The organism is Actinomycetospora endophytica (assembly GCF_021026375.1).
Lineage (GTDB): Bacteria > Actinomycetota > Actinomycetes > Mycobacteriales > Pseudonocardiaceae > Actinomycetospora > Actinomycetospora endophytica.
Genome location: NZ_JAJNDB010000007.1, coordinates 216,454 through 237,662, shown reverse-complemented (window position 1 = coordinate 237,662; position 21,209 = coordinate 216,454). Strand labels below are relative to the sequence as shown.

The 21,209-nt window shown below is 74.7% G+C and carries 17 protein-coding genes; 3 read left to right on the top strand and 14 right to left on the bottom strand.

Annotated elements, in window-relative coordinates:
• Positions 1–61: 61 nt before the first annotated feature.
• The 9 genes from ftsY to coaD all read right to left on the bottom strand — a co-directional run bounded on the left by ftsY (position 62) and on the right by coaD (position 10,486).
• On the bottom strand, positions 62–1,897 hold the full coding sequence (gene ftsY / locus LQ327_RS27425) for a signal recognition particle-docking protein FtsY (RefSeq protein ID WP_372460761.1): 1,836 nt from the start codon (positions 1,895–1,897) through the stop codon (positions 62–64).
• A 279-nt stretch (positions 1,898–2,176) separates the two neighbouring features.
• A complete protein-coding gene (locus LQ327_RS27420; protein ID WP_230738989.1) occupies positions 2,177–2,635 on the bottom strand; it encodes a hypothetical protein in 459 nt (152 codons plus the stop codon).
• 160 nt (positions 2,636–2,795) lie between these two features.
• On the bottom strand, positions 2,796–6,539 hold the full coding sequence (smc, locus tag LQ327_RS27415; RefSeq protein WP_230738988.1) for a chromosome segregation protein SMC: 3,744 nt from the start codon (positions 6,537–6,539) through the stop codon (positions 2,796–2,798).
• A 42-nt stretch (positions 6,540–6,581) separates the two neighbouring features.
• Positions 6,582–7,475 (bottom strand): bifunctional DNA-formamidopyrimidine glycosylase/DNA-(apurinic or apyrimidinic site) lyase, encoded by an 894-nt coding sequence (gene mutM, locus LQ327_RS27410; protein WP_230739270.1) that lies wholly within the window; start codon positions 7,473–7,475, stop codon positions 6,582–6,584.
• A 1-nt stretch (position 7,476) separates the two neighbouring features.
• Entirely contained in the window at positions 7,477–8,193 is a 717-nt protein-coding gene (gene rnc, locus LQ327_RS27405) for a ribonuclease III (protein ID WP_230738987.1), read from the bottom strand.
• 80 nt (positions 8,194–8,273) lie between these two features.
• On the bottom strand, positions 8,274–8,456 hold the full coding sequence (rpmF, locus tag LQ327_RS27400; RefSeq protein ID WP_230738986.1) for a 50S ribosomal protein L32: 183 nt from the start codon (positions 8,454–8,456) through the stop codon (positions 8,274–8,276).
• Between the two features lie 31 nt (positions 8,457–8,487).
• A complete protein-coding gene (locus tag LQ327_RS27395; protein ID WP_230738985.1) occupies positions 8,488–9,084 on the bottom strand; it encodes a YceD family protein in 597 nt (198 codons plus the stop codon).
• A 90-nt stretch (positions 9,085–9,174) separates the two neighbouring features.
• Complete coding sequence (locus LQ327_RS27390; RefSeq protein WP_230739268.1) at positions 9,175–9,915, bottom strand: F0F1 ATP synthase subunit B; 741 nt, start codon at positions 9,913–9,915, stop codon at positions 9,175–9,177.
• A gap of 94 nt (positions 9,916–10,009) precedes the next feature.
• Positions 10,010–10,486, bottom strand: coding sequence for a pantetheine-phosphate adenylyltransferase (gene coaD / locus LQ327_RS27385; protein ID WP_230738984.1), 477 nt, complete (start codon positions 10,484–10,486; stop codon positions 10,010–10,012).
• A gap of 56 nt (positions 10,487–10,542) precedes the next feature.
• On the opposite strand from coaD, the gene LQ327_RS27380 reads away from it, so the two are divergent.
• Positions 10,543–11,208: a GNAT family N-acetyltransferase gene (locus tag LQ327_RS27380; protein WP_230738983.1), complete on the top strand. Its 666-nt coding sequence runs from the start codon at positions 10,543–10,545 to the stop codon at positions 11,206–11,208.
• A gap of 13 nt (positions 11,209–11,221) precedes the next feature.
• On the opposite strand, the gene LQ327_RS27375 is transcribed toward LQ327_RS27380, so the two are convergent.
• The 3 genes from LQ327_RS27375 to LQ327_RS27365 are packed head-to-tail and all read right to left on the bottom strand — an operon-like array spanning position 11,222 to position 16,028.
• Positions 11,222–12,091, bottom strand: a complete 870-nt coding sequence (locus LQ327_RS27375) for an HTD2 family dehydratase (protein WP_230738982.1) — start codon at positions 12,089–12,091, stop codon at positions 11,222–11,224.
• A gap of 14 nt (positions 12,092–12,105) precedes the next feature.
• Positions 12,106–12,648, bottom strand: a complete 543-nt coding sequence (gene rsmD, locus LQ327_RS27370) for a 16S rRNA (guanine(966)-N(2))-methyltransferase RsmD (RefSeq protein ID WP_230738981.1) — start codon at positions 12,646–12,648, stop codon at positions 12,106–12,108.
• Complete coding sequence (locus LQ327_RS27365; RefSeq protein WP_230738980.1) at positions 12,645–16,028, bottom strand: pyruvate carboxylase; 3,384 nt, start codon at positions 16,026–16,028, stop codon at positions 12,645–12,647. The genes rsmD and LQ327_RS27365 overlap by 4 nt, the downstream gene beginning before the upstream one ends.
• Positions 16,029–16,220: 192 nt before the next feature.
• Here LQ327_RS27365 and LQ327_RS27360 point away from each other — a divergent pair, with 192 nt between their 5' ends.
• Positions 16,221–16,943, top strand: a complete 723-nt coding sequence (locus tag LQ327_RS27360; RefSeq protein WP_230738979.1) for a hypothetical protein — start codon at positions 16,221–16,223, stop codon at positions 16,941–16,943.
• A 288-nt stretch (positions 16,944–17,231) separates the two neighbouring features.
• Here LQ327_RS27360 and LQ327_RS27355 read toward each other — a convergent pair whose 3' ends face one another.
• Positions 17,232–18,110: a C40 family peptidase gene (locus tag LQ327_RS27355; RefSeq protein WP_230738978.1), complete on the bottom strand. Its 879-nt coding sequence runs from the start codon at positions 18,108–18,110 to the stop codon at positions 17,232–17,234.
• A gap of 415 nt (positions 18,111–18,525) precedes the next feature.
• Positions 18,526–20,772, bottom strand: a complete 2,247-nt coding sequence (locus LQ327_RS27350; protein WP_230738977.1) for an ATP-dependent DNA helicase RecG — start codon at positions 20,770–20,772, stop codon at positions 18,526–18,528.
• Positions 20,773–20,946: 174 nt separating this feature from the next.
• Between LQ327_RS27350 and rpmB the strand changes: the two genes are divergently transcribed.
• Positions 20,947–21,138: a 50S ribosomal protein L28 gene (gene rpmB / locus LQ327_RS27345; RefSeq protein WP_230738976.1), complete on the top strand. Its 192-nt coding sequence runs from the start codon at positions 20,947–20,949 to the stop codon at positions 21,136–21,138.
• Positions 21,139–21,209: the final 71 nt, after the last annotated feature.

The following is a 21,209-nucleotide window of genomic DNA, read 5'->3' as shown; positions in this document are numbered from 1 at the left end:
CGATCGGCGGCCGAGCCACACCCGGATTTTCCCCGCCGGACGGGGGAACGGGCGCGTGCGGTCAGCGCAGCAGCGCGTCCACGAAGGCCTCGGGCTCGAACGGCGCGAGGTCGTCCGGGCCCTCGCCGAGACCGACGAGCTTCACCGGGACCCCGAGCTCGCGCTGCACCTGGAAGACGATGCCGCCCTTGGCGGTGCCGTCGAGCTTGGTGAGCACGACCCCCGTGACGTCGACGACCTCACCGAACACCCGCGCCTGCGTCAACCCGTTCTGGCCGGTGGTGGCGTCGAGCACGAGGAGCACCTCGTCGACCTCGGCCTGCCGCTCCACGACGCGCTTGACCTTGCCGAGCTCGTCCATGAGCCCGGTCTTGGTGTGCAGCCGGCCGGCGGTGTCGAGCAGGACCGCGTCGACCCCGGCGTCGGCGCCCTTCTTGACGGCGTCGAACGCGACGCTGGCCGGGTCCGCACCCTCGGCGCCCCGGATCACCTGCGCCCCCGCGCGCTCGCCCCAGGTCTGCAGCTGCTCGGCCGCGGCGGCGCGGAAGGTGTCCGCCGCGCCGAGGACGATCTCGTGGCCGCCGCCGACGAGCACGCGGGCCAGCTTGCCGGTCGTCGTCGTCTTGCCGGTGCCGTTGACGCCGACGACGAGGACGACGGCGGGCCGGCCGTCGTGCGCGAGCGCCCGCACCGAGCGCTCCAGGTCCGTCCCGAGGGTCTCGACGAGCACCTCCCGCAGCAGGTCGCGCACCTCCTCGGAGGTCCGCACCCCGCGTGAGGCGATGCGCTCGCGCAGCTTGCCGACGACCTCCTGCGTGGTGGCGGCCCCGAGATCGGCCATCAGCAGCTGGTCCTCGACCTCCTCCCAGGAGTCCTCGTCGAGGTCCCCGGCGCCGAGCAGGCCCAGCAGCCCGGTGCCGAGCGTGGAGCGCGAGCGGCCGAGGCGGCCCCGCAGGCGCTCGAGCCGGCCCTCGGGGGAGGCGATCGGCTCGGCCGGTTCCGCCGGTTCGGCGACCGCCGCTTCTGAGCGAAGGGCACCTTCGCTCGACTCTTCGGGCCGTGGGCGCCCTTCGCCAGCGGGCTCCGGCTCCGCGGGCGCGGCGGGAACGGACGGCGCGGGCTCAGGCTCCGCACGAAGGGAACCCTCGGCAGGCTCTAGCGGCTCGATCCTCCCCTCGTGAGCGGGCGCGGGCGCCGTCGCGTCCGGGGCCGATTCGGCCGGCGCGGCGGGCTCGGCCGGCGCGGCGGGCTCGGCCGGCGCGGCGGGCTCGGCCGGCGCGGCGGGCTCCGGCGCGGCGGGCTCGGCCGGCGCGGCGGGCTCGGCCGGCGCGGCGGGCGCAGCCGGTGCCGTCGCGGTCGCCGATTCCGAGCGAGGGGCCCCTTCGCTCGACTCTTCCGGCCGTGGGCGCCCCTCGCCAGCGGGCTCCGGCGCGGGCTCGGGCTCCGGCGTGCGCGCCGGCTCCGGAGTGGGCTCGGGTTCCGGCGTGCGCGCCGGCTCCGGAGTGGGCTCGGGTTCCGGCGCGGGCGCCGGTTCAGCAGCAGGCTCCGGCGGAGGCTCTGCTGCCGGCGGCCGCTCCTTGGTGGGCGCACTCCCGCCGGTCCCGGACGAGAACGAGAACCCCCCGCCCGCCGCGTAGGTCCCCTTGCTGGGCTTGGCCTCCTCGACCTCCTCGCTCGGCTCCCGGTACGAGATGCGCCGACGCCGCTGGAGCACCAGCCCGAGGACGACTGCCAGCAGCAGCACGACGACCACGACCGCGACGATGATCGCGGTCAGCACCCCCGGCGCGAGCCCCGCGGGCGGGGACGGCGGCGGGGGGACCTGCCCCGGCAGGACCGGGAGGCCGGACAGCAGGTCGGTCCCCCAGGGCGTGGTGATGGTCAGCGTCGAGCTCACCGCACCATCCTGTCAGCCGCCTCCTCGCGGTCCTGCCCACCGCCGTCGGTCAGCAGCACACCAGGCAGCCCGGACCCGGTCGCGGCAGGCCTCCTGTGACCCTCGCGCCGCGGCGACCGGCGGCTCCGTCCCACGAGGAGCACACCAGCCACGCCGAAGCCCGCCACGGGCTGCCTGCTGTGCCCCTGGCGCCGACGGCGCCAACGACGACGCGGACGGCGCCGACGGCCCGGACAGCACCAACAGCACCAACAGCGCGATCGACCCGAAGCGACCCCGTCAGACGAACAGCGCGAGCGTCACACCCGTCACGACGCCGAGCACGACCAGCGCCGCGAACAGCATCCCGAGCAGCGCCACGACCCCGCCCGTCGACTGGGGCTCCGGACCGAGCGAGCCGACCCGTCCCGGCAGGGCGGGCGCGCGGTAGAAGACGTCGACCGTGTGCCCGGCCGCGACGGGGACCGCGTCGACCACCCGCCCCCAGCCGTCGCCCCGGTCGACCTTCACCTCGACGCGGTGGCGCCCGGCGGGCAGCGCGATGTCGGTGCGGCCCCACCGCACGTGCAGCGGCAGGTCGTCGATGGTGACCGCGATGTGGCTGGTGGCGAGCTGGGGGCAGAGCACGCTGTGCGAGGTGTCGATGACGAGGTGGCCGACGAGCGCCTGCGAACCGCGCGACGGCGTCGGGCTGGATCGATTGAGCTGGACGTAGCGTCCGGGCTGGAGCACCGTCATGCGTCCGACCTCTCCCCGAGCCTCGCATGGTGAACCACCACGCCGACGACCTCGACGTTAGGCCGGTCCCTGCCCCGATGGGATTCCCCGGCCGAGTCGTCGTCGGTCACGGGTGCGTGATCAGAATGATCACGCAGAGCTATCCTAGCGCGACACTCCGTCACGACACGGGGGAGGGGTCCGCTCCGGCGAGTGGTCCTGGCGCATCGCTGCCACGCAGGCGTTGGGACACGACCGCCGTGATGCCGTCGCCGCGCATGCTCACGCCGTAGAGCGCGTCGGCGATCTCCATCGTCGGCTTCTGGTGGGTGATGATCACCAGCTGCGACGAGCGGCGGAGGTCGTCGAGCAGGCTGATCAGCCGGCGGAGGTTGGCGTCGTCGAGGGCCGCCTCCACCTCGTCGAGCACGTAGAACGGCGAGGGCCGGGCCCGGAAGATCGCGACGAGCATCGCCACCGCGGTGAGCGACTTCTCGCCGCCGGAGAGCAGCGAGAGCCGCTTGACCTTCTTGCCGGGCGGGCGGGCCTCCACCTCGACGCCGGTGGTGAGCAGGTCGTCGGGGTCGGTGAGCACGAGCCGCCCGTCGCCGCCCGGGAACAGGACCGGGAAGACGATCTCGAACTCACGCGCGACGTCGGCGAACGCCTCGGCGAAGACGTCGAGGATGCGCCGGTCGACGTCCGCGACGACGGAGAGCAGGTCGCGCTTCGAGGCCTTGACGTCCTCGAGCTGGGTGGACAGGAAGCGGTACCGCTCCTCCAGCGCCGCGTACTCCTCGAGCGCGAGCGGGTTGACCTTCCCGAGCGTGCCGAGCTCCTTCTCCGCCCGGGTGGCGCGGCGCTGTTGCTCGCCCCGGTCGTAGGCCAGCGGCGGCGGCATCGAGACCTGCTCGCCGCGCTCGCGGGCGGCGGTCACCTCCGCGACCTCGGCCTCGCTCGGCGGGATCCCCACGTCCGGCCCGTACTCGCGCACCAGGTCGTCCAGGCCGATGCCGAAGCGCTCGCCGATCGACTCCTCCATCTGCGAGAGCCGGGTGCGTTGCTCGGCACGCAGCACCTCGTCGCGGTGCACCGCGTCGGTGAGGCGCTCGAGGGTCTGCTGCAGCCCGCGCAGCCGCTCCCGCGCACTCTCCAGCTCCGCCGCCCGGGCCTGGCGCGCCGTCGCGAGCCGGTCCCGCTCGGCGGCCGCCCGCGTCACCGACACCGCGATCTTCTCCGCGCCCGCCCGGCCGTGCTCGAGGACCTCGTCGAGCAGCGCCGCCGCCCGCTCGCGCTCCCGACGGCGCTCCGAGGCCCGCTCCCGCTGCTCGCGCTCGCTGCGGGCCCGGTGGCGCAGCGCCTCGGCCCGCCCGGTGACCGCCCGCGCGCGCTCCTCCGCGGTGCGCAGCGCGAGCCGCCCCTCGACCTCGGCGGCGCGGGCGGCCGTCACCGCGGCCGACGCCGCGTCGCGCGCCGCGGTGTCCTCCTCGCCCGCGTCGTCCCCGTCGGTCTCGGCCTGGTCGGTGGCCATGGCGAGCCGCTCGGAGAGGTCGTCGAGCTCGGCGCGGCGCTCGTCCCGCGAGGTCTCGACGGCGGCACGGCGCTCGGTCAGCCGCGCGACCTCGGCCTCCGCGCCGCGCACCGTCTCGGCCAGCCGCCCGAGCCGCCGGGCCTCCTCGGCGCGCCGCGCGTCGTCCTGCGCGCGACGGGCCTCGTCGGCCTTGCGGCGCTCGGCGGCGGCCCGCCGGTGGTCGTCGCGCACCTGCCGGGCGACGCCGACCTCGGCCCGCGCCGCCGCCTCGGCCTCCTTCGCCTCCTCCAGCGCGGCGTCGGCGGCGGCCACGGCCCGCTCGGCCTCGGCCCGGCGGTCGCCCGCCTCGTCGGCCGCCGACTGCATCTCCAGGATCGACTGGTTGCCCGACGGCCCGCCGACCGCCCAGGACCCGCCGAGCACATCGCCCTCGCGGGTGGCCGCCGAGAGGTGCGGATGGGCGACGACGACCGCACGGGCGGCCGGGAGGTCGTCCACCACCACGACGCCGGCCAGCAGCTCCGCCACCGCGCCCGCGAGCGGCCCCGGGGCGCTCACCACGTCGGCCGCCCACCGCGTGCCCGCCGGGGCCTCGCCCGACGGTGCCGGCGCCGTGGCCCCGGCGACGACGAGGCCCGCACGGCCCGCGTCGGATGCGTGCAGGTGCGCCAACGCGTCGGCCGCGGCGTCGGGTCCGGTCACGACGACCGCGTCCGCGGCCGGCCCGAGCGCCGCCGTGATCGCCGCCTCGTCGCCCGCCGGCACCCGCAGCAGCGCCGCGACCGAGCCCAGGACCCCCTCGCGGTCCCCACCCAGCAGCTCCCCGGCGCCGTCGCGGCGGGTCAGCGTGAGCTCCAGGGCCTCGACGCGGGCCGTCCAGTGCGCGCGGTCGCGCTCGGCGTCCCGGTGGGCGGATCCGGCGCGGTCGAGCTCGGCGCGGACCTGCTCGTGGCGCTCGGTGGCGGCGTCGAAGGCCGCCTCCGGATCGGCGTGCCCGGAGTCCGCCCCGCCGTCGTCCTCGGCCGTCGAGGCGGTGCTCTCCGACTCCGCGGGCGCGCCGTCCTCGGGCGCGGTCGTCCCGGCCTCCTCCTCGGCCTCCGAGAGCTCCTCGCGCGCGGCGGCGGCGCGCTCGGTGGCCTCGGTGATCGAGGTGCCCAGGGTCTCGAGCTCCTCCACCGCGGAGGCCACCCGGCCCCGCTGGGTCTCGACCTGCCCGGAGAGCCGCGCGAGCCCCTCGCGACGGTCGGCCGCGGCGCGCTGGGCGGCCGCGAGGCGACGCTCCGCCCCCGTCAGGGACTCCTCCGCGTCCTCCCGGCGTGCGGCGGCGTCCTCGAGGGTCTCCCGCGCGGCGGCGACCTCCTCGGCGAGCTCGGCCTCGGTCTCGGCGGCCTGCTCGGCCTGCCGTTCCAGCTCGTCCGGGTCGGGGCCGGTCGGGCCGTCCTCGGGCGCCGAGAGGTGGCGGTGGCGCTCGGCGGCCAGCGCGACCGTCCCGCGCAGCCGCTCGGCCAGCGAGGACAGCCGGTGGTGCGCGGCGACCGCCCGGTCGTGCGCCGGAGCGTCCTGCTCCAGCGCGGTCTCGAGCTCGGCCATCGCGTCGGACTCGGCGGCCAGGGACCGCTCGGTCTCGTCCCGCTTGCGCCGTGCCTCGTCCTCGTCGGCGGTGTCCCGCGCGATGGTGGTCCGCAGCGTCACCAGGTCGTCCGCGGCGAGGCGCAGGCGCGCGTCCCGCAGGTCGGCCTGGATGGTCTGGGCGCGGCGCGCGATCTCGGCCTGCCGGCCGAGCGGCTTGAGCTGCCGGCGCAGCTCGGTGGTGAGGTCGGAGAGGCGGGCGAGGTTGGCCTCCATCGCCTCCAGCTTCCGCAGCGCCTTCTCCTTGCGCTTGCGGTGCTTGAGGACGCCCGCGGCCTCCTCGATGAACGCGCGGCGCTCCTCGGGACGCGACTGCAGGATGGTGTCGAGCTGCCCCTGCCCCACCAGGACGTGCAGCTCCCGGCCGATGCCGGAGTCCGAGAGCAGCTCCTGGACGTCGAGCAGCCGGCACGAGCTGCCGTTGATCTCGTACTCGCCCGCGCCGGAGCGGAAGACCCGCCGGGTGATCGACACCTCGGTGTACTCGATCGGCAGCACGCCGTCGGAGTTGTCGATCGTCAGCGTCACCTCGGCCCGGCCCAGCGGCGACCGGCCGGACGTGCCGGCGAAGATGACGTCCTCCATCTTCCCGCCGCGCAGCGCCTTCGCGCCCTGCTCGCCGAGCACCCAGCTGATGGCGTCGACGACGTTGGACTTCCCGGAGCCGTTCGGCCCCACCACCGCGGTGATGCCCGGCTCGAACTTCAGCGTGGTCGACGAGGCGAAGGACTTGAAGCCCTTGAGCGTGAGGCTCTTGAGGTGCACGTCACCCCTCCCCCATCACACGGATCCGACTCGCGGGCGACGCTACGCGAGCCCCCTGACAGTGGTGCGCCGCGGCGCCTTCTGGCATGTCGGGCACCAGTAGGACGACCGGTTGGTGAACGACGATCGCACGATCGCGGTCCCGCACCGCAGGCACGGCTCGTCCTCGCGCCCGTAGACCGCGAGCGAGCGCTCGAAGTAGCCGGACTCCCCGTGCACGTCGACGTACAGCGCGTCGAACGACGTGCCGCCCGCGGCGAGCGCCTCCCCCATGACCTCGACGGCCGCCGTCAGGACCCGCCGCCCCTCCGGCCGGGTCAGCCTCGTCGTCGGGCGCAGCGAGTGCAGCTTCGCCCGCCACAGGGCCTCGTCGGCGTAGATGTTGCCGATCCCGGAGACCACGTTCTGGTCGAGCAGCGCCCGCTTGAGCTCGGTCCGGCGCCGCCGGTACGCCCCGACCGCGGCCTCGAGGTCGAAGCGCGGGTCGAGGGGGTCGCGGCCGATGTGCGCGACGAGGGTCGGCACCGTCTCCCCGTCGACGACGACCGTGTCGACGGCGGTGAGCCCGCCGAAGGTCCGCTGGTCGACGAAGCGCAGCTCCGAACGCCCGTCGTCGAACCGCAGCCGCACCCGCAGGTGGGCCTCGTCGGGACGCTCGGCCGGCTGGACGAGCAACTGGCCGCTCATCCCGAGGTGGACGAGGACCGCACCGTCGGGAGCGCCGTCCGGCCCCTCCAGGTCCACCCAGAGGAACTTCCCTCGACGACGGGCGGCAGCCAGCGTGCGGCCGGTCAGCCGGCCCGCCAGCTCGGGCGCACCGCCGGGCTGCCGACGGACCGCCCGCGGGTGCAGCACCTCGACCGACGCGATCGTGCGCCCGATCGCGTGGTCGGCGACGCCGCGGCGCACCACCTCGACCTCGGGGAGCTCGGGCAGCTCAGCCGCCCGAGCCGGGCTCGGTGTCGGTCGACCCCTGCAGCGCCTCGTACGCGGCCTGCGCCGCCTTCTGCTCGGCGTCCTTCTTGGTGCGGCCCACCCCGACGCCGAGGTCCTCCGCGGCGACCACCGCGGTCGCCGTGAACTCCTTGGCGTGGTCCGGGCCCTCGTCGGTGATCCGGTACTCGGGCACGCCGCGGCCGGTCGCCGCGGTCAGCTCCTGGAGGCTGGTCTTCCAGTCCAGGCCGGCACCGAGGCGGGGCGCGGCGTGCATGAGGTCGCCGAACAGCCGCAGCACCAGGTCGCGCGACACGTCGATGCCGTGCTCCAGGTGCACCGCACCGAGGATCGCCTCGACGGCATCGCCGAGGATCGAGTCCTTGTCGCGGCCGCCGGTCATCTCCTCGCCGCGCCCGAGGTACATGAGCTCGCCGAGGCCGAGGGTGCGTGCCACCCCCGCGAGGGCGTGCATGTTGACCACGCTCGCGCGCAGCTTCGCCAACTGGCCCTCGGGCAGGTCGGGGTGCTCGCGGTAGAGCCGCTCGGTCACCGAGATGCCGAGCACCGAGTCGCCGAGGAACTCGAGCCGCTCGTTGGTGGGCAGCCCGCCCTTCTCGTACGCATAGGAGCGGTGCGTGAGGGCGAGCTGCAGGAGCTCGGGGTCGACATCGACCCCGAGCACGCGGCTCAGCCGCTCGACTCGGTCCTCGTCACGCACGTCGTCCGTCCCGGGAGCCTCCGGGTCCTGTTCGTCGCGCCCCGTCGAGGGCGCGGGCGCCGTCGGGGGCACCGCCGCGATCAGGCCGGGGTGACGGCCCGGCGACCGGCGTACTGGCCGCAGGTCGGGCAGGCCACGTGCGGGGGCTTCGGCTGCCCACAGGCCTTGTTCTGGCACGCGACGAGCGCCGGCACGGACGCCTTCCACTGCGAGCGGCGGGCGTGGGTGTTGGCGCGCGACATCCGGCGCTTGGGGACGGCCACGGTAGTTCGATCTCCCTATCGGCGTGCTGTATCACATGTTCTCTGAGCTGCTGCCGCCGGCGAATCGCTCCTGGAGGGCGGCCCAGCGAGGATCGATTCTCTCACGCTCGGTCCCGGCGGGCACGAAGGCCCATGCCTCCTCGTCCGGCGAGGCCACCCCGGGGCAGTCCTCACGGCACAACGGCGCGTTCGGGAGCTCCAGCAGCACGGCGTCGCGCACGGCCGGCTCGAGGTCGATCTTCTCGTCGACGATCCGGCTGACGTCCTCGGAGTCGGTCGTCTCCTCGGTGACCGAGTCCGGGTAGGCGTACAGCTCGGTGAGGTCCACGTCGACGTGGTCGTTCACCGGCCCGAGGCACCGGGAGCACTCCCCGACGACGTCGGCGCTCACCGCGCCGCTCGCGAGGACGCCCTCGACGACGGACTCGAGGCGCAGGTCGAGGTGGATCGGTTCGCCGGCGGGCACGCCGATGGTCTCGAGCCCGAAGTCGTCCGGGGCGGGCACGTCGCGCACCCAGGGCTTCATGGTCCCCGGACGCCGCGAGAGCTCCCGCAGGACGTCGATCGTCCAGGGGCTCACGGAGTCGGGCACGGGGGTCCTGCTCTGCGGGGTCTTGTCAGTAGTCATCTCGCCGCGTTCCAACGTGCTCGGCCGCGGGACGTGTTCCCGACGGCGGACGTCCGTCCCCGAGCGTACGGGCCAGGCTTCCGGACGCCGTCAGGCGCTGGCGCGATCGGGCCAGCGGGCCCCGTCGTCGTGCCGGTCGCCGCGATCACCGCGGTCGGCGCGGTCGTCGTGCGAGCCCGTGCCCTGCTGGCCGTTGCGCAGCTGGTGACGGTGCCGCCCGACGGTGTCGAGCACCGACTCGAGCGTCTCGGTGAACTCGGCGAGGGCGTTGTCGACGTAGGAGTCGCAGTCGGTGCGGGCACGGTGCGCCTCGTCGGCGGCCCTGTCGACGATGCGGCCGGCCTCGTCCCGCGCCGCGAGCGTGACCTCGTGCTCGGAGACCAGACGCTGCTGCTCGGCGCGCCCGTCGGCGACCGCGCGGTCGTAGCTCTGCCGTCCGGCCTCGGCCATGCGGTCCGACTCGGCGGCGGCGCGGTCGGTGAGGTCGGCGTACTCGCGACGGCCGCGGGACACCACGCGCTCCGCCTCGTGCTCGGCCTCCGCGATCATCTGCTGGGCCTGCTCACGGGCCTCGGCGAGGATGCGGTCCGACTCGGTCTGCGCCTCGGTGCGGGCCTTCTCGGCCTCCTCGGTCGCGTCGTTCACCAGCTGGTCGCGGTGATCGAGCACGTCCTGCGCGTCGTCGAGCTCCCCGGGAATCGCCTCCCGGATGTCGTCGAGCAGCTCCAGGACGTCGCCCCGGGGCACGACGCAGCTCGTCGTCATGGGGACCCCGCGAGCCTCCTCGCAGATGGTCACCAACTCGTCGAGCGCCTCGAACACCCGGTACACCTCGGCCACCTCCCGCGTCGCGACGGCTGGGCCAGTGTGCGGCGCGGTCGGGACCGGACGGCGCATTCGGCCGGTCCGGGCGTGTCCCGCGCGGTCAGCCCTCCGCGAGCCGCCTCGTCAGCGCCTCGAGCACCCCGGGAGTCAGGAACGCCGAGACGTCCCCGCCCCCGCGCGCGACCTCCTTCACCAGGGAGCTCGACACGAACGTGTGCGCCGGGTCCGCGGTCAGGAACACGGTGTCGACGCCGGTCAGGTGCCGGTTCATCTGCGCCATCGGCAGCTCGTAGGCGTAGTCGGTGTCCGAGCGCAGGCCCTTGGCGATGACGCCGACCCCCTGCTCACGGCACCAGTCGACGAGCAGGCCGGTGAACGCGGCGGTGCTGACGTTCGGAAGGTCACCGACCGCGCCCGCGATCAGCTCGCGGCGCTCGTCGACGCTGAACGTCCCCTGCTTGTTCGGGTTGACGGCCACCGCCACGACGACCTCGTCGAACATGGCGGCCGCGCGCCGCACCACGTCGACGTGCCCCAGGGTCACGGGGTCGAACGAGCCGGGGCAGACCGCCTTCATGTCGCGTGATCATGCCGGATCCCCGGACCGGATAGTCACGGGCCACGATGGTCCCCGTGGACCCCGGCCTGCTGCGCGACGACCTCGCGGCGCTCTACCCGCAGTTCGGCGTGCGCGTGGCCCACGCGGGCCTCGTCCTCGCCGGCCCCACCGACGTCGAGCTGCTCGAGCTCGCCGCGATCGTCGGCGAGCCGGGCGGCGTGGTGGAGCCCGGCCGGGAGCACGAGCTGCTGGGCTGGCCGGAGGAGACCGGGGACGCCGCCGCGCGGCGCTTCCTCGAGTACACCTGGGGGCTGCGCGAGGCGCCGACGGCCCCGCGCTGGCGGGCGCCGCTCGCGGTGCTGGAGGGCGGACGCGCCCTCGGGCTGGTGATCCTCGCCCACGAGCACGACGACCCCGCCGGCACGGTGCGCACGTCGTCCTGGCTGGCGCGCGCCGAGCAGGGCCGCGGTCTGGGTCGACGGGTCCGGCTGATGCTGCTGGAGCTCGCGTTCGCCCACCTCGGCGCCGTGCGGGCGGTGACCGCCGCCGCCGAGGGCAACGCCGCCTCCCGCCGGGTCAGCGAGCGCTGCGGCTACCGCGAGACCCACCGCGGCACCGGCGTCCACGGGGTCGTCGAGGTGCACTCCGCGGTGACGCCCGGCGTGTGGCGCCGGCGACGGCTCCACGACGTCGTGGTCGACGGCGCCGGGCCCCTCCTCGAGGCGATCCGGCCGTTCTGACCGGCCGGGACGATCAGCCCAGCGTGATCGTCCCGGACACCGAGGGCGCCGTGCCCGGCACGCCGGAGGCGACGGCGAGCTCGTCGTCGCCGGGAGCGTCCCGGTGGTCGGCGACGAGCCGCGTCCCGACGAACGCGGGCCGCGAGAGTCTGTAGTCGAAGCCGGTGACGGCGCGGGCCGGGCGGCTCCGGCGCGGGATCTCCAGCAGCATCAGCGCGAGCAGCGGGCCGTGCACGACGAGGCCGGGGTAGCCCTCGACGGCCGTGACGTAGGGCTCGTCGTAGTGGATGCGGTGGGTGTTGTAGGTCAGCGCCGAGAACCGGAAGAGCAGCGTGGCGTCCGGGGTGAGCTCCACTGCCTCGGCCGAGGTGGCCGGCGGCTCGTCCGACGGCGAGTCGAACCCGATCCCCCGCGCCTGTCCCGGCGCCTGCGAGCGGTAGACGATGTCGGCCTCGTCGGTCACCACCGGCTCGTCGGAACCCTCGCGCCGGTACTCGTCGCGCACCGTCACCAGCAGCATCTCGCCGCTGCGCCCGTGCTTGACCTGGGCACTCACCAGCGACGACCGCCGCGTCAACGTCTCCCCGACCAGCATCGGCGTGCGGATCCGCAGCCGCCCGCCGGCCATCATGCGACGCCGCTGCTCCATGGGCGGGAGGAAGTGCCCGGCGTCGAGGTGCCCGTCGTCGCCGAGCTGGTCCTGGCGCGGGTGGTCGAGGAACCCGAACCAGTGCCACATCGGCGGCAGCGGCTCCCCCTCGCGCGCGACCGGGTCCAGATCGAACAGACCCGAGACCGCGGCGACGCTCCACGCCGACGTCGTCCCCGTCGTCGTGACGGGCTCCGGGGCCCAGCCGTCGATCGCCGTCGCCAGGTCGGTCACGCGCCGATCATGGATCACGACGACGCCAGGTGCAGCGTCGTCTCCCCGTAGACCCGCGGCTCCTCGGCGGTCAGCGCTTCCGGCCAGGCGGGCGTGCGCGACCGCGAGTCCCGTTCGACGACGACCAGCGCGCCGCCCGAGAGCCACGCCGGGAGGGCGGCGAGCACGGAGTCGACCTCGTCCTCGGTGTCGGCGTACGGCGGGTCGACGAAGACCAGGTCGACGGTGTCGGTGGCCCGCTTGAGGAACGTCGCGACGGCGGCCCGGCGGATCATCGCCCCGCGCAGGTTCGTCGACTGCGCGTTCTGCTGGATCACCCCGCACGCCCGCGGGTCGCGCTCCACCAGCGTCACGGTCAGCGCTCCCCGGCTGAGCGCCTCGAGCCCGACGGCGCCCGAGCCCGCGTAGAGGTCGAGCACGATCGCGTCCTCGAGCAGCCCGCGCGACTCCAGCAACGAGAACAGCGCCTCGCGGACCTTGTCCGACGTCGGCCGGACCCCGGTCGGCGGCACCGCGATCCGCTGCCCGCCCGCGGTGCCCGCGACGATGCGGCTCACTGGCCGAGCACGACGACCAGGTCGCCACCCTCGACCTGCTGCACGTTCCCGATCGCCAGCCGCTCGACGGTGCCGCCCTTCGGCGCGGTGATCGAGGCCTCCATCTTCATGGCCTCGATCGTCGCGACCGTGGCACCCGAGGAGACCTGGTCGCCCTCGGCGACCTGGAGGGTCACGACGCCGGCGAACGGCGCGGCCACGTGGCTCTCGTCGGACCGGTCGGCCTTCTCGGCGGCCTTGACGTCGGTGTCGACGGCGCGGTCGCGCACCTGCAGCGGCCGCAGCTGGCCGTTGAGCGACATGAGCACGGTGCGCAGGCCGCGCTCGTCGGGCTCCGAGATCGCCTCGAGCTCGATCAGCAGCTGAACCCCCGGTTCGAGGTCGACGGCGTACTCCAGCTCGGAGCGCAGGCCGTAGAAGAACTCCTGGCTGCGCAGCACCGAGGTGTCGCCGTACGACGTGCGGTGCTCGCGGAAGTCCTTGGTCGGGCCGGGGAAGAGCAGCTCGTTCAGCGTGGCCGCGCGGTCGGACTCCAGGCCCTTGCGGTCCTCGTCGGACAGCTCCGCGAGCCCGGGGCGCTCGGTCCGCCCTTCCAGCGCGCGGGAGCGCAGCGGTTCCGGCCAGCCACCGGGCGGGTCACCGAGCTCGCCGCGCAGGAACCCGATCACCGAGTCCGGGATGTCGAACTTGGACGGCTCGGCCTCGAAGTCGGCCGGGTCGACCCCGGCGCCGACGAAGTGCAGCGCGAGGTCGCCGACCACCTTCGACGACGGCGTGACCTTCACCAGGTGCCCGAGCATCCGGTCGGCGGCCGCGTAGGCGTCCTCGATCTGCTCGAACCGGTCGCCCAGGCCGAGCGCGACGGCCTGCGCGCGCAGGTTGGACAGTTGTCCGCCGGGGATCTCGTGGGTGTAGACCCGCCCGGTGGGGCTCGTCAGGCCGGCCTCGAACGGGGCGTAGACCTTGCGGACGAGCTCCCAGTACGGCTCCAGGGCGTTGACCGCGTCCAGGTCCAGCCCGGTCGGCCGGTCGGTGTGGTCGGTCGCGGCGACGAGCGCCGAGAGCGGCGGCTGCGAGGTGGTCCCGGCCATCGAGGCCACGGCGGCGTCGACCGCGTCCACCCCGGCGTCGATCGCCGCGGTGAGCGTCGCGAGCTGCCCGCCCGCGGTGTCGTGGGTGTGCAGGTGCACCGGCAGGTCGAAGCGCTCGCGGAGTGCCCCCACCAGACGGCGGGCGGCCGGCGGCCGCAGCAGCCCGGCCATGTCCTTGATCGCGAGCACGTGCGCGCCCGCGTCGACGATCTGCTCGGCCAGGCGCAGGTAGTAGTCGAGGGTGTAGAGGTCCTCGGCCGGGTCCGTCAGGTCGCCCGTGTAGCAGAGCGCGACCTCCGCGATCGCCCCGCCGGACTGGCGCACCGCCTCGATCGCCGGCCGCATCTGGGAGACGTCGTTGAGCGCGTCGAAGATCCGGAAGATGTCGATCCCGACGCGGGCCGCCTCCGCGACGAAGGCGTCGGTCACCTCGGTCGGGTACGGGGTGTAGCCGACGGTGTTGCGCCCGCGCAGCAGCATCTGCAGGCACAGGTTCGGGACCGCTTCGCGCAGCCGGGCCAGCCGCTCCCACGGGTCCTCGGCCAGGAACCGCAGCGCCACGTCGTAGGTCGCCCCGCCCCAGCACTCCAGCGAGAGCATCTCGGGGGTCGTCCGCGCCACGTGCGGCGCGATCTCGAGCAGGTCGCGGGTGCGCACCCGGGTGGCCAGCAGCGACTGGTGGGCGTCCCGGAACGTCGTGTCGGTGACCCCGACCTCGCTGCGCTGCCGCAGCCACGACGCGAACCCCTCGGGCCCGAGCTCGCCCAGCCGCTGCCGCGACCCCGCGGGCGGCTCGGCCTGCAGGTCCACCCCGCGCGGCAGCTTCTCCCGCGGGTCCGCCAGCACGGGCGGGGCGCCGTTCGGCCGGTTCACGGTGACGTCGGCGAGGTAGGCCATCAGCCGGGTGCCGCGGTCGGCGGGGGCGCGGGCGGAGAGCAGCTCCGGGTGCTCGGCGATGAAGCTCGTCGTCACCCGGCCCTCCCGGAAATCCGGCTCGTCGAGCAGGGCCATCAGGAACGGGATGTTCGTCGAGACGCCGCGCACCCGGAACTCCGCCAGCGCGCGGCGGGCGCGCCGCACCGCCGTCGTGAAGTCCCGGCCGCGGCAGGTGACCTTGACCAGCAGGGAGTCGAAGTGGGCGCTGATCTGAGCCCCGGCGTACGCGGTCCCGCCGTCGAGCCGGACACCCGAGCCCGACGCCGAGCGGTAGGCCGAGATCATCCCGATGTCGGGGCGGAACTCGTTGGCCGGGTCCTCGGTGGTGATGCGGCACTGCAGCGCGAAGCCGTGCAGGGCCACCGAGTCCTGCGAGAGGCCCAGGTCGGCCAGCGTCTCCCCCGAGGCGATGCGCAGCTGGGCGCCGACGAGGTCGACGTCGGCGACCTCCTCGGTGACCGTGTGCTCCACCTGGATGCGCGGGTTCATCTCGATGAAGTGGTGGTTGCCGTCGGCGTCGAGCAGGAACTCGACGGTGCCCGCGTTGACGTAGCCGATCTTCGTCGCGAACTTGACGGCGTCCGCGCAGATCCGCTCCCGCAGCTCGGCCGACAGGTGCGGCGCCGGCGCGATCTCGACGACCTTCTGGTGACGACGCTGCACCGAGCAGTCCCGCTCGAACAGGTGCATCACGTTCCCCTCGGCGTCCGCGAGGATCTGCACCTCGATGTGCCGCGGGTCGATCACCGCCTGCTCGAGGATGACCGTCGCGTCGCCGAACGCCGACGAGGCCTCGTTCATCGCGGCCGACAGCGCGTCGCGCAGGCCGTCGGGCTCGCGCACCAGCCGCATGCCGCGCCCGCCGCCGCCCGCGACCGCCTTGACGAACAGCGGGAACGTCATCTCCTCCGAGGCCGCAAGGAGGGTGTCGATGTCGTCGGACGGGTCGGAGGAGTCGAGCACCGGCACCCCGGCCTCGCGCGCCGCCGCGACCGCCCGGTGCTTGTTGCCCGCCATCGCGAGCACCCGCGACGGCGGGCCGATGAAGGTGATGCCGGCCGCGTCGCAGGCGTCGGCCAGGTCGGGGTTCTCGGAGAGGAAGCCGTAGCCGGGGTAGATCGCGTCGGCCCCGGCCTTCCGGGCGGCCGCGATCATCTCCTCGACCGAGAGGTACGCCCGGACCGGATGGCCCTGCTCACCGATCTGGTAGGCCTCGTCGGCCTTGAGCCGGTGCTCGGAGTTCCGGTCCTCGACCGGGAACACCGCCACGGTGCCGGCCCCGAGCTCGTAGGCGGCGCGGAAGCCCCGGATCGCGATCTCGCCCCGGTTGGCCACCAGCACCTTGCGGAACATCGACACTTCCTCCCACTCCGACCGGCCTGCTGCGACGTCGGGCCCACCCTGCCCTGCCACCGCCCGGGCGGCACCTCTCCGGACGGGGGTGACGTGCCGCGGAGCAGGCGCACGGTATCCGGAGTGCCCGACACGCACGCGAGGGTTCCGGTACCAAGGAGTGGACACTCGCGCCGAGGAGGTCCAGCAGCGATGACCGACCGCACCACACCCCTGCGGCGCACCGCCGTGCCCTGGCTCTACGGGCTCGCGGTCCTGCTCACGGTGCTCTCCCCGGTCGTGTTCCTCGGCGTGTGGGTCGCCGAGGGGACGATGGACGGCCTCGGGGCCGCGCTGCTCGCCGCGGTCGTCGACCTCGTCGCCGCCGTGATCGCCGCCGGCGTCGCGACGGTGATGGTCACGCGCCGCGGGGTGCGTCGGGTGCGTTCGGTCGTCGTGGGTCATCCCGACGGCCGCGCGGGGCGGCTCGCCGCCCACGGCTCGGCCCGCTGGACACTCGCCCGGGACCGGTTCGCCGCGCTGCAGCGTGAGTACGCCGGCGTCGAGTCCGACCCGCGGGAGGTCGCGGCCCGCCCGGCGCTCGTGGACGTCTCGGTGCCCGCGACCGGCCGCTTCGTCGAGGCGCTCGCCGTGGCCCAGGGCCTCGCGACGCCGACCGAGCCCGCGGACCCCCACCACCGGGAGCAGTTCACCGCGGCGGTCGACCGCGCGGTGGCCACGTGGGACGAGGCGCGCCGGAACGCGGAGGCCCTCGCGCCGCAGCCCGCCCCGGAACCGGCCCCGACCCTCGCTCCGGGCGCGTCGCCCGCCGGGCAACCGGGCGCGGACCGCGACGAGTACGCCGCGGTCGCCGACGCCGTGCGCCAGGCGGCAGCTCGCGGAATGCGTGACCTGCGCGACCGGATGCGGGCCTGACCGCGTTCCGATCGACCGCTCGGCGCGATGAGGAGACCGGCGGACCCGGCAAAGAGTGTGACCTACGCCACATTCACTGATCGAATCCGGTTGAGGTCGGGCTCGTTGGTCCACCCTTGTTGTGACGGGTTCGACAGCGTCGGACCAAGTCCGAGGACCATCGGTGACTGGGAGCTGGGGAGCGTCCGTTCACCGAAAAAGGCCCGGGGTTCCCTTTCGGGGAGGGAACCCCGGGCCATTCCTCTGTTCGGGGAGCGCCCGGCCGAGGCCGGGGAGTGCGAGGGCTTCTCAGGCGACGCGGCGCGCGCCGACGACGTTCTTCTCGATCTTCGACAGCGGGGTGAACTTGACGTCCTCACCGCTGTTCGGCGCCTCGATGACCTTGCCGTTGCCGACGTACATGACGACGTGGCTGACGGGGCTGTAGAGGAAGATCAGGTCACCGGGCTTCAGGTCGTCCATCGAGACCTTGTCGCCGACCTTGGACTGCGCGGCCGCGGTCCGGGGCAGGTCCTGGCCCGCCTGCTCGAACGCGTACTGCATGAGACCCGAGCAGTCGAACGAGTTCGGCCCGGTGGCGCCCCAGACGTAGGGCTTCCCGAGCTTCGACTCCGCGGCATCGAGCGCGTCGGCGGCGGCGGACGAGGGCTCGTCGGCCGCGGGCTTCGCGGCCGGAGCGGCGGCCGGGGCCTGGCGGGCCGTCGCGGCGACCGTCTTGTACTGCGGCGCCTGCACCGTCGACGCGGCCGGGACCACCGGCATGACCGTCGTGACCGCGGGCGCCGCGACCTGGTGGCTCGCGCCCTGCAGCGACATGTTGCTCGCCGCGAGGTTGGTGGGGATGGCGGTCTCGCCGGTCTGCGCCGGCTGGTCGCCCGGGATGAGGCCGTGCGCCGCGGCTCCGCCGGCGCCGGCGAGGGCACCGAGCGCGGCCAGCGAGAGGCCCGCGGTGCGCGCGGCGCGGTTCAGCGGGGCGGGCCCGGTGCGCGGGTCGCGCTGCTGGGCGCGCGGGTCGCGCTGCTGACGCGGGTCGGCGGCGTCGCCACCGTGAGCCGCACGACCGGTCCACTCCTGCGGGATCGGGCCGAGGGAACCGGTCGTCGCGGCGTCGGGGGCACGGTGACGACCGGCCGGGACGGGCCTGGCCGAAGGAAGAACAGCGGTCATGCGGTCGTCTCCCGCCCGACGGCGACCGGACGGGGACGATGTCCCTGGCCGACCCGACCGCTGGGGAGTGCGAGCGGGCCGACGATCTCCGTCCCGTTCTGGACGGTCAGGCGCTCCGGGGAGGCCGCCGAACGGGAATCGGGTGAAGCGGCCGAGCGCACCGGCCCGCTGTTGCTGACCGACTGCCTGACCGTAACCGAACCGTGACCGATACCGCGCATCCGAGACCTGCGTGTCGCGCCCGGAGGTCGCCGTCGCGCGCCGATCGGCCATCAGGCCGTGTCCGCCCGGTCACGGGGCGTTCCCTCCGGTGGTCGTGCCCCGTCCGCCGCCCGACGGCCTGCGGGACCGTTCGAGCCGGTGACTCTGCCGTTCGGACGTCGTCCCTCCCGCCGCTGCGAGGCGGGTGATCGCCCTAGAGCCGGTCCAGGAACTGGGCACCCTCGTCACCCACCACCGCCCGGACGAGCCCGTTGAGACGAGGGTGCCGGGTGAGACCCGGGTCGTCCTCGAGGACCGTCCGGGCGACCTCCCGCGCCTCCGCGATCTCCTCGCCGTGGCGGCGCACCGACAGGAAGCGCAGCGTCGAGTAGCGCCCGGCCTGCTCGGTGCCCAGCACGTCGCCCTCGCTGCGCAGCTCGAGGTCCAGGTCCGCCATCGCGAACCCGTCATGGATCTCGGCGATCCGCTCCAGCCGGGCCATGGCGGCGCCGGCCGGGGGCAGGTCGGTCACGAGGAAGCAGGACGCGGGCGCGCTGCCCCGGCCGACCCGGCCCCGCAGCTGGTGCAGCTGCGAGACGCCGAAGCGCTCGGCGTCGAGCACGACCATCGCGGTGGCGTTCGGGACGTCGACGCCGACCTCGACGACCGTGGTGGCCACGAGGACGTCGATCTCCCCCGCGGAGAAGCGGCGCATCACGTCGTCCTTCTCGTCCGACGGGAGCCGCCCGTGCAGGATCTCCACGCGCAGTCCGGCGAGCGGGCCCGCGGCGAGCAGCTCGCCCACCTCGAGCACGCCGAGCGGCGGCCGGCGCTCCTCCTCGGCACCGTCGGCGCCCTCGGGCTCGTCGGCGTTCTCGTCGGCGGCCGGCTCGTCGTCCCCGATGCGCGGGCAGACGACGTAGGCCTGGTGGCCCGCGTCGACCTCCTCCCGGACGCGCTCCCACACCCGGGCGAGCCACTTGGGCAGCCCGCCGGGGATCGCCCGCGTCTCGATCGGCTGCCGCCCCGCGGGGAGTTCGTCCAGCACCGAGACGTCGAGGTCGCCGTAGAGGGTGAGCGCGACGGTCCGCGGGATCGGGGTCGCGGTCATGACCAGCAGGTGCGGCGCCGTCTCGCCGGTGCGGGAGCGCAGCTCGTCGCGCTGGCGCACCCCGAAGCGGTGCTGCTCGTCGACCACGACCAGGCCGAGGTCCGCGAACCCGACGCCCTCCTGGATCACGGCGTGGGTCCCGACGACGATGCCCGCGGCTCCGGACTGGACGTCGAGCAGGGCGGCGCGGCGCTCCTTGGCCGAGAGCGACCCGGTGAGCAGCACGATCCGGGTGGCCTGCTCGCTCGAGTCGAGCTCGACCGGCTCCGCGTCGCCGTCGTCGGAGAACAGCGCCGCGGGTTCGCCCGCCCGGCCCAGCGGGCCGAGCATCGCCCGCAGCGATCGTGCGTGCTGCGCCGCGAGGACCTCGGTGGGCGCGAGCAGGACGGTCTGCCGCCCGGCGTCGACGACCTGCAGCATCGCGCGCAGCGCCACCACCGTCTTGCCCGACCCGACGTCGCCCTGCAGCAGCCGGTTCAGCGGGCGCGTGCCGGCGAGGGCCTCCGCGAGGTCGGCCCCGACCTTGCGCTGCCCGGCGGTCAGCGCGAACGGCAGGCGCGCGTCGAACGCCGCCGCGAGTCCGTCCTCGACACGGGGGCTGGCCGGTGCCGGGCGGTCGGTGGCCGCCACGAGCTTCTCGCCCTGCAGGACGAGCTGGAGCGCCAGCGCCTCGTCCCAGGTGAGCCGCCGCATCGCCGGCTTCGTGTCGTCGAGCGTGGCCGGCAGGTGGATGTCGCGCAGTGCGCGTCCGAGGTCGACGAGCCCGTGCCGGCGCCGGATGTCCTCGGGCACCGGGTCGAGCGGGTCGTCGAACACCTCCAGGGTCTGGCGCACCGCGGCGAGCAGGTCCCAGGTCTGGACGTTCTTCGTGGCCGGGTAGATCGGGGTGACCGGCGGGAGCTTGAGCGACTCCTCGTCGTCGTCATCACCCTCCGCGCGGATCTTGCGCGCCTGCGGGGTCCCGAGCGTCCAGCGGCCCTGGAACTTCTCGAGCTTCCCGGCGAACATCGCGCGGGTCCCGCGGGGCATCTGGAGATGACGCCACGGCTGGTTGAAGAAGGTGACCCCGAGATCGATCGCCCCGACCGAGACCTGCATCGAGGTGATGTCCAGCATCCCGCGGCCGCCCTTGCGGGGACGCCGCTGGTGGGTGGCGCGCTCCACCTCGGCCACGACGGTGACGTAGGTGCCCTCGCGGAGCTCCCGCGGGTCCATGGCCCCGAGGTCGTTCACCAGCTGGTACTTGCGGGGCAGGTGGCGCAGGAGGTCTCCGACGGTGTGCATGTCGAGCGCCTTGCGCAGCGCGGCCGCCGAGCGCCCGCCGAGGGCCTCCGCGAGCGGGGAGTCCATGTCCACCACGGGATGAAGGTTCTCATCCCCCAACCGACGGCGTCGCCCGACACGGCGGGCAGGGCACCCCACCGGCCGGGGTCGCCCCGGCGCTCCGTTACTGTGGAGCTCTGCCGCGCGGACGTGTGTCGTGCCGCGCGCTCGGATGACCGGCGATGTCGAGAGGTGTTCGAAGTGGCTGCGGTGTGCGATGTGTGCGCGAAGGGCCCCGGTTTCGGGAAGTCGGTCTCGCACTCCCACCGCCGGACCAACCGCCGGTGGAACCCGAACGTGCAGACCGTGCACGCGCGGATCGGCAAGGGCAACCGGCAGCGGATCAACGTCTGCACGTCCTGCCTGAAGGCCGGCAAGGTCAGCCGCGCCTGAACCCCGGTCCGGCCGAGCGCCGGACCACCCACCTCCCGGGCCCGGCCGCCGATGCGCGTGCCGGGCCCGAG

Excerpts from the sequence above, each read along its gene's own strand:
- LQ327_RS27420 (WP_230738989.1), bottom strand. The coding sequence starts at position 2,635 with ATGACGGTGCTCCAGCCCGGACGCTACGTCCAGCTCAATCGATCCAGC.
- LQ327_RS27395 (WP_230738985.1), bottom strand. The coding sequence starts at position 9,084 with ATGACTACTGACAAGACCCCGCAGAGCAGGACCCCCGTGCCCGACTCC.
- coaD (WP_230738984.1), bottom strand. The coding sequence starts at position 10,486 with ATGAAGGCGGTCTGCCCCGGCTCGTTCGACCCCGTGACCCTGGGGCAC.
- LQ327_RS27365 (WP_230738980.1), bottom strand. The coding sequence starts at position 16,028 with ATGTTCCGCAAGGTGCTGGTGGCCAACCGGGGCGAGATCGCGATCCGG.
- LQ327_RS27360 (WP_230738979.1), top strand. The coding sequence starts at position 16,221 with ATGACCGACCGCACCACACCCCTGCGGCGCACCGCCGTGCCCTGGCTC.
- LQ327_RS27355 (WP_230738978.1), bottom strand. The coding sequence starts at position 18,110 with ATGACCGCTGTTCTTCCTTCGGCCAGGCCCGTCCCGGCCGGTCGTCAC.
- LQ327_RS27350 (WP_230738977.1), bottom strand. The coding sequence starts at position 20,772 with ATGGACTCCCCGCTCGCGGAGGCCCTCGGCGGGCGCTCGGCGGCCGCG.